At 68.5% G+C, this 7,814-nt stretch carries 7 protein-coding genes; 1 reads left to right on the forward strand and 6 read right to left on the reverse strand.

All coding sequences use genetic code 11. The features are described 5' to 3' along the window. The 6 genes from Acy02nite_RS44000 to Acy02nite_RS44025 form a co-directional block, all read right to left on the reverse strand. Nucleotides 1-1,667: tetratricopeptide repeat protein (locus Acy02nite_RS44000; RefSeq protein WP_203755525.1), on the reverse strand; the 1,667-nt coding region annotated here is incomplete at its 3' end. A 59-nt stretch (nucleotides 1,668-1,726) separates the two neighbouring features. Continuing rightward, nucleotides 1,727-2,026: a hypothetical protein gene (locus tag Acy02nite_RS44005; protein ID WP_239175850.1), complete on the reverse strand. Its 300-nt coding sequence runs from the start codon at nucleotides 2,024-2,026 to the stop codon at nucleotides 1,727-1,729. 408 nt (nucleotides 2,027-2,434) lie between these two features. Then, nucleotides 2,435-2,575 carry a hypothetical protein gene (locus Acy02nite_RS44010; protein ID WP_203755526.1) on the reverse strand — a complete coding sequence of 47 codons (141 nt, stop codon included), beginning with the start codon at nucleotides 2,573-2,575 and terminating at the stop codon, nucleotides 2,435-2,437. A gap of 196 nt (nucleotides 2,576-2,771) precedes the next feature. Next, on the reverse strand, nucleotides 2,772-2,918 hold the full coding sequence (locus Acy02nite_RS44015) for a hypothetical protein (RefSeq protein ID WP_203755527.1): 147 nt from the start codon (nucleotides 2,916-2,918) through the stop codon (nucleotides 2,772-2,774). Nucleotides 2,919-3,729: 811 nt separating this feature from the next. After that, on the reverse strand, nucleotides 3,730-5,055 hold the full coding sequence (locus Acy02nite_RS44020) for a DUF6461 domain-containing protein (RefSeq protein WP_203755528.1): 1,326 nt from the start codon (nucleotides 5,053-5,055) through the stop codon (nucleotides 3,730-3,732). A 106-nt stretch (nucleotides 5,056-5,161) separates the two neighbouring features. Further along, entirely contained in the window at nucleotides 5,162-7,153 is a 1,992-nt protein-coding gene (locus Acy02nite_RS44025) for a tetratricopeptide repeat protein (RefSeq protein ID WP_203755530.1), read from the reverse strand. A 148-nt stretch (nucleotides 7,154-7,301) separates the two neighbouring features. On the opposite strand from Acy02nite_RS44025, the gene Acy02nite_RS44030 reads away from it, so the two are divergent. Then, on the forward strand, nucleotides 7,302-7,643 hold the full coding sequence (locus tag Acy02nite_RS44030; RefSeq protein WP_203755533.1) for a hypothetical protein: 342 nt from the start codon (nucleotides 7,302-7,304) through the stop codon (nucleotides 7,641-7,643). Nucleotides 7,644-7,814 lie beyond the last annotated feature (171 nt).

Below are 7,814 nucleotides of genomic sequence, written 5' to 3' on the forward strand. Positions count from 1 at the left end.
CCCCGCTCGCGCATCATGTTCGCAAGGTTGCTCATCGAGGTCAGAGTGTCCGGGTGGCCCTCACCCAGAACCCGCCGGCGCACCGCCAAGGTCTCCTCGTGCAGCTCTCGCGCTGCCCGCAACTCACCCAGGCCGTGTAATACACACGCGAAGTTGTCCATCGAGGTCAGAGTGTCCGGGTGCTCCTCACCCAGCACCCGCCGGCGCACCGCCAAGGTCCGCTCATGGAGCGTCGGCGCCGCCATCAACTCACCCAGGGCGAACAGGGCATTCGCGAGGCTGTGCATCGAGGTCAGGGTGTTCGGGTGCTCCTCACCCAGAAGGTGACTCCGCACCTCAACTGACTGGGTGAGGTATCGACGCGCAGACAGATATTCGCCACGTCGGTGCAGGTAACTCCCGCAAAGATATAGCAGGATGTCGATGGTTTCGGTGGGCGGATCGCTTCGCTCGATCATCGTTTCCGCGTGGGGAAGTAACAGCGCCCACCGGTCCCAGTGCACCGGATTCTCCACGTCGGCGGGTAAGGCTTCGGCCAGCAGATCCGCGCCTACCTGGAGCCAGGTCCGAGGGGGCGGGCCGGTGCCGACCGCGCGGAGCAACCTGCGCCACAGGCTGTACCGGCCGGAAACCGGCATGGGGTGCTCGCGCAGCACCTCGGCGACGAGCTGATGCACGGCCAGCAGACCGGGCCGATCCGCGGTGACCAGCGCCAGCTCCCGTAACACCCGGATGACCTGGTCGGCGTAGACACCGTCGACGGCCGCGTCGGCCAGCGGCACCGGCAGCACCGTCGCCCCGGCGGCGACCAGATCCCGGGGAATGTCGGCCGGCGCGAGCTGGGCCAGCACCATCATCAATTGCGCCGCACCCGGCTCCCGGCGTCGTACCTCGTCCAGCGCCAGGGCGAGGGTGACCGTGACCGGGGCGTGCAAGCCATGCTCGATGCCCTGGCCCAGCAGCCGCAGGCGCCGAAAATCGGCGAGGTACGCGGCCAGCTCCCGACCGGTGGCAGCGCAGTACGCGCGGGCCTGCTCCAGGGCCAGCGGCAGATACCCCAGTTCCCCGGCCAACTGCACCGCAGCCTCGCCGGGGCCACCGGCGCTGGGATCGAGGAACACCGCCGCCGCGTGCGGGCCGAACAGCCCTACCTCCAACGACACCCCGGCCGGAGCCCAGTTCGGGTTCCGCGAGGTCATCACCACCCGTCCCCCACGCACCGGCACCAACCCCGCCACACTGTCCGGGGTGGCATCGTCGAACAGCAGCAGCCAGTCATCCCGGCCGTTGAGCTCCTGCACCGCCGCCCGCGCCGCCAGCTCTAAATCATCGCCAACTGCCAACCTGAGACGATCAGCCAGCTGCGCCAGATCCGCCACGACTTCCAGCCGGTTCGCCGCCCGGACCTGCCACACCACACTTGCTGATCCCGCATTCGCATATACCCAGGTCAGTGCCAGCTGGGTCTTACCCACCCCCGGCATGCCGTGAAGCACCACCGGCACACCCGGATGGTCGCTCACCGCGCTCGTGACCGCGGCCAGCTCCAGGTCACGGGCGGTGAACGTGGCCACCGCACCAGCCACATTCCATAACCGGCCTTCAGGCCCACCCGCCGGCGGCGCGGCCGCTTCGTTGATGGTGATGTGACCGCCGGCCTGATACACCCGGCCGTTACCGCTCGCCCGGCCCCGGAACCGCTGCCGCCACGGGCGGTCCTGCCCGCTCACTTCTTCCGCGGGCGGTTACCGGCATTGGTGATGTTGCCGCCCGCCTGAAACGACTGCCCGTTCCCGCTGACCCGGCTACGGAACCTCAGCACCCGCCCCGCCACCGAACCAGAACCGGGACCGCCGGACGGCACCGTAACCAACAAAGTCACCACCGCCACGAACAAACTCGCCACACCCGCGAGCCAACTAGCCGCCTCCACACCATCACGACCCCACACCACCGCGGCGACCACCAACCCGGCCACCACCACTGCACCCAAGATCCCGATGACCCACCGTCTCGTCGCCGTCACCCCACCAGTCTGTCCCGCTGACGCCACACCACAACAGACCGAACACCCCGCGCACCACCGACCTTCAAGATCGACGAATGTCGCAGCTCACGAATACCGCACCTGCACCGGCTCACGAGGCAGAGTTGCGGTAGATGACGTTGCCGATCAAGGTCCACAGCTTCGTTGCCTCCAGACCCTCGGCGAAGGGCGTCAGCAGTCGTCGCCCGGGGAGCAGCTGCTAACCGTTGCTGCGGTCGGCGGCGTAGCAGTAAGCGCCGAGTTGGTGACCGTGACAGCGCTGATGGTGGTACTGATGGCGATGAGAACGGCGAGCGTCACGGCCGTTGCGGTCTTGCTCCTGTGATCGCTCATGTCATGCCGCGGACATGCCGGTAGTGCCATCGGGCGCTGGTGGCTTCCACCCATTCAGCAGCCCCCATCGCGACAGTCGACGCTGATAGCCGCCGGCGTGGCCGGTGCCGTCACGATCGGGCCGCTGAGAAGTACGCCAACGATCGCCGCCGCAGCGACCGCGACGAGCCGCCGCAGCCAGAGCTTGCCGTTCATGGTGCTGTCTCCTTTCCCGATGCTGGTGAGGCGTTGCCGCCTGTCAGCAGGGCTCCGTATCGCAGGCGACCGTCTTCACATGGCCGGGCTGGGCGAACGCCGGTGTAGCGGCGACACCGACGACGGCAGTTGCCATCGCGGCGACCAGCACCGTGATCCTCAACGAGCGTGCTGTCTGCTTCATGGTCGATCCGCTTCAGTCGCAGCCCGGCCGGCCGTCGCAGTCGGCGACTGCGGCGTGGCTGGGCGAGGTGAGCGCGGGTGCGACGGCACCGGCGCCGGTGAACGCGGCCGCGAACGCGATGAACAGCGCCGCTCTCGATAGCCAGCGTGGTGTAAGCATGATCTGACTCCTGTTTGAGCTGTTCAGGCTCACGCTAGGCCTGAGGCAGAGGCCCCGATCGGCGGTTGGCGGAAGTCGACCCGGATGGTTACGACCGCCCAACACCCTGCTCCAAGATCAGCGAATACCGCAGTCCACGAATACCGCACCTGCACCGGCTCACTCTGCAGAGTTGCCGGCCCAGGGACCTACGGGTCAGGCAGGAATGAATGGGTAGCGTCATGGGTCGCCATGTCAGACTTTCCTTAGGAAGACGCGTGATGGCGACCTCCTGCTGTCAGCCTGTCAGCAACCGCAGGAGGCCACCTCTACGCACCGGCGGTCTCGTCCAGTCAGACGAGGCCGCCGCCCTTTAGCGCTCCGTAGAGCGCCACCACACCAGCCGCAACCCGCAGTAGCAGGAACGCGGCTTCACCAACAGTCCGCCAACTCGGCCGTTTTCCGGTCGGTTGGCAGTTCCTTGGTTCGCCGTCCACCCGATCTCGACCTTCCTCCCGGAGCATGGTCGTCTCCGGGCGCCCAGGAGACGGACGGCCCCGAGCGGACGGGGTTGAGAGGTGAACGCCATACCACTAAGGGTACGGAGAGCACCTTGTTCAATACCGTGAGTGAATAAGCGCAAATATAGAAACCGCACTTCGGCAAGGGCTTCCACACCATCGGCCACCGCGCTCCGGCATCAAGATCAGCGAATACCGCAGCCTCCGAATACCATCCCTGCACCGGCTCACGAGGCAGAGTTGCAGTAGTGCGGCTACGGATTCCTCCTGGCTACCGGAACAGGTCGGGCGACGTAGGTCCGAGCCAGCTCCTACCTCTTGAGCTGCGGGAACTGTTTCCACAACTCAGCGAGGAATGCGTGGTATGCCGGCTTGCCATGGGCTCCCACGCTCGCGAAGATGACGTTGAGGGCCGCTACCAGCGGGTCCGGGTCCCCCGCATCGATGAGGGCGGGAAGCGCCACATGCTGCTGAGATATCTCCACCAGCGGGTCCCCCGGCAACCGTACGGTGGTCCAGGTGACCGGAGCCTGGTCCAGCAGCTCCCAGATCTCCGCCTGATACTCCGACTCCGGGTCAAAGGGCGGCGGCAGAGGACGCTGTGCCCGTAACGCCTCCAAGGCCTCGGACGCCCACGGCATCACGCCGAGCCCAGCCACGGCGACCGCCCGCTCGGCCGCCCAGGCAATCACCGCCCGCAGCGTCACGGTATCGGCGTCACCGAGCGCAGGCGGCAGCTTCCGGTCGTACTCCTGAAGCGGATTGGCCCGCTCCATGGCTTCCTCCAAGCGCGTCCTCTCCGGCCGCTCCCAGGAGGTTGCCGCTAGGTCCTGATCCTGAGCAGACACGTCGTCTTCATCGCGATCCGGGTCGGCGGCGTAGGCGGTCAGCCGGCTCCGCGCCCGCACCGCCAACTCCTCCACCGGCAGAGACCCGATCCGGCCGGGGTTGGCTCGCATCCAGGACAACGAGTGCTCGTCGGGCACAGCGGCACACCGGAATCGCGCGTTCTCCAGGAAGTCGGAAGTGATCGGTATGCCCGTCAGGTGCTCCATCAGGGCCAGGGTTCGCGCCTGCCATTTTTCGTCGTACTGCCAGCGCGGATCGTCCGGGTCGATCTCCTCCGTGCTCAGGTCGAAGCCGAGCGACTTCAGCGCCGGCACCAGCCGGTCTGGTTCGCTGCCCTCCCGCCGTCCGGCGCCCCCGGACGGATCGAACGACACGAGGGTGACGCCGTCCCGGGCCCACCGTAGGACCGGGGCGGTGTTCTCGTTGAAGTAGAACGAGACCAACTCACCGTTCGCGGACAGCAGCGCGGCGGATTCCTCGGTGGAGCACCGGAACCCGTTCGGCTCGACAATCAACGTCCAGCCGCCGAGGCCGGCCGCGGCGATGAAGTCGAGCCCGGTGTCGAGGTCCGCGTCGAATACCCCGCTCTCCCCGATGGGATCGGGGTAACCAACCTGCTCGGCAGCACCGTCGAGCCGGTCAGCGCCGGTGATGTCGACGGCTTCGGCGCCCCCGAGCGCGGTGATCACCTCATCGGGGGTGAAGGGGCGCACCAGCGTCGCACAGAAGTTGAGGCCGAGCGGGTACTCCTCGATGAACCAGAGGTAGTCGTCAGCAGATGCCGTCACGGCATGATCATGCCGGACCCCCATGCCAAGATCTGCGAATACCGCAGTCCCCGAATATCGCACCTGCACCGGCACACCAAGCAGAGTTGCAGGCCGCAGAGTTGGGTTAGGTTGGCTTCGCGGCTTCTGCGTTTCCAGCTGGCCCTCGCATCTGGGCCAACTGGGCGGCCGCGCCGTAGGTTCCAGCTCGTACCTCGCCTTCGAGGTCGTCGATGCGGCCCAGTTTTGCGAGCAGATCGACCAGCCGTCTGGTCGCGAACCCGCCGCTGGCGTCGAGGAGCTGCCGCAGAACGGTGAGCGCCTCCTGCACCTGGCCCTGCCCGGCGAGCAGGCCGGCCAGCCGCTCGGCCGCGAGCCCGTCGCCGGCGTCGGCTCGCTGCCGCAGCTCTTGCACCTGGCCCTGCCCGGCGAGCAGAGCGGCCAGCAGCCCGGCCGCTAACCTGTCGCCGACGTCGACCCGCTGCCGCAGCACGGTGAGCGCCTCCTGCACCTGGCCCTGCCCGGCGAGCAGAGCGGCCAGCTGCCCGGCCGCGAGCCCGTCGCCGGCGTCGACTCGCTGCCGCAGCATGATGATCGCCTCGGGCACCTGGCCCTGCCTAGTGAGCAGGCTGGCCAGCTGCCTGGCCGCGGACTCGTCGCCAGCGTCGACCAGCTGCCGCAGCACGGTGAGCGCCTCGTCCACCTGACCCTGCCTAGCGAGCAGGCGGGCCAGCCGCCCGGCCGCGAGCCCGTCGCCGGCGTCGGCTCGCTGTCGCAGCTCTTGCACCTGGCCGTGCCTGGCGAGCAGATCGGCCAGCTGCCTGGCCGCGGACGCGTCGCCGGCGTCGACCAGCTGCCGCAGCATGGTGAGCGCCTCCTGCACCTGGCCCTGCCCGGCGAGCAGGCCGGCCAGCCGCTCGGCCGCGAACCTGTCGCCGGCGTCGGCTCGCTGTCGCAGCTCCTGCACCTGGCCCTGCTCGGCGAGCAGCTGGTCCAGCTGCCCGACAGCGAACAGGTCGCCAGCGTTGGCTCGCTGCCGCAGCTCCTGCACCTGGCCCTGCTCGGCGAGCAGCTTGGCAAGCCGCCGCTTGGCTGTGGGCCTGTTGCTGGCGTCGGCCCGCGGCCGCAGCACGGTGAGCGCCTCCTGCACCTGGCCCTGCCTGGCGAGCAGCTCCGCCAGCCGCACGGCCGCGAACCCGTCGCCAGCGTCGGGTTGTTTGCGGTAGAGGGTGATGGCGTGGTCGATCTGGTCGCGGCGTTCGGCGTTGTCGGCGAGTCGCAGACAGTCGTCGGGGTGGTGGTGTGTGACGAGTGCTTGCCATGCTAGGCCGGGGACGGCTTCGGTCCGGCGGAGGGTGCGCGCGCTCTCGTGCAGGTAGTCGGCGGTGAGGTAGCCCGCGATCTGGCCCATCCCGGCGGGCACGGGGATCAGACAGGACGCGGCGCCATGCACCGTCTGGGTCGCATAGCGGATGGCCTTCTCGAACCAGTCCGGCGTAGCGGTGGCCTGCTGTGCAGGAGTCAGGTAGGCGGGTGCGGCGGCGGTAAGGTAGTCGACGGTGGCCGGAGCCTGCGCGCCGACCCGGCGTGCGTCCAGGGCCGCGGTGATGACCGCCTGGCCGTAACACTCCTTCGCCGGGGCATGCTGCCAGCGGCGGATCAGCTCCGGTCCGGCAGCCAGGACCTGCGTGACCCCCGAGTCGGCATACTCGAGCGCCGTCCGGATCCGCCCGTCGGCGGCGAGCTGTCCCGCGCGGCTGCGCTCTTCTCGGCTGAACACAGCCGGTACGTCAATGATCCGAGCCAGCTTCAGCAGCTCCCGATCTTCGGCATACCGGTCGTCCGTACCCGCGTCCCGCGGCGCGGAACGGACGCTCACCTCGTCGGGCCAGAGCGTCGCGAGTACCACCGTGCCGGCAGCGAGCAGGTCGCGGATCAGCCCGGCGGGTAGCCCGCCGGACTGATCGAGGTAACGCTGCAGTTCGTCCAGCCACGCCACCGTCCGCGGCGCCGGGGCCTGCGCGAAGGCGCGCACGCCGGATGCGTCAGCCGGGTGCAGCAGCCACCAGTCCGGCAACACCGCACGGGCCGTCTCGAACAACGCCCGGGTCTTACCCACCGACGACCGGTTCGGCCCTGGTGACGAACTTCGGGCGGACTGGTACGACGAGACAGACCCGACGCATGACTTCCCCGCTCGAGCCCGGCGGGCCCTCCGTGCCCGGCTCGGCACACCGGCGAACGGCGGGGGCGACCTGGAGCTGCCGGTGCTGTTCATGGAAGCGATCGAGGTTTCCCCGCCGGGTTGGACGCCGGAGACTGGTGCCCGGCCGTCGTCCAGCTATAGCTTGCCGCCGGGTTCGGAGCTCCGGTCATTGGATCGAGTGGCGGTCGCCCAGTTCGTGGTTATCCATGGCGATTCGTTGTTTGATCGCGATGCTGAGGACCAGGCGTATCACGAGGGTGAGGACTACGACGTGGATCCTGCGATCGGCGGGGCCGGCCACTGGGATCGGAGCCTGCTTGACGCGCTGACCAGGCTCGGTCTTCAACCGGTCGGCATGCCGGACTCGTTGTGGTTCCGGGCCAGCTGGGCCGAAGGCGAATGACCGTGCGGTGGTTCGCCGGACGTAGGCCCAGCACGGCAGTCATCCTCGTCGAGGGTCGTGGGAGCTGCGGCGCATGCGGTCCCACCGTTGCCGTGTCCCAGTACTTCGCCGAGTCCCCATTCGCAAAGTCCCCAGGGTGACATTCTTTGGCACTTCTGCTGGGTGTACTCA

It is taken from the genome of Actinoplanes cyaneus (assembly GCF_016862095.1).
In the GTDB taxonomy this organism is placed as follows: domain Bacteria; phylum Actinomycetota; class Actinomycetes; order Mycobacteriales; family Micromonosporaceae; genus Actinoplanes; species Actinoplanes cyaneus.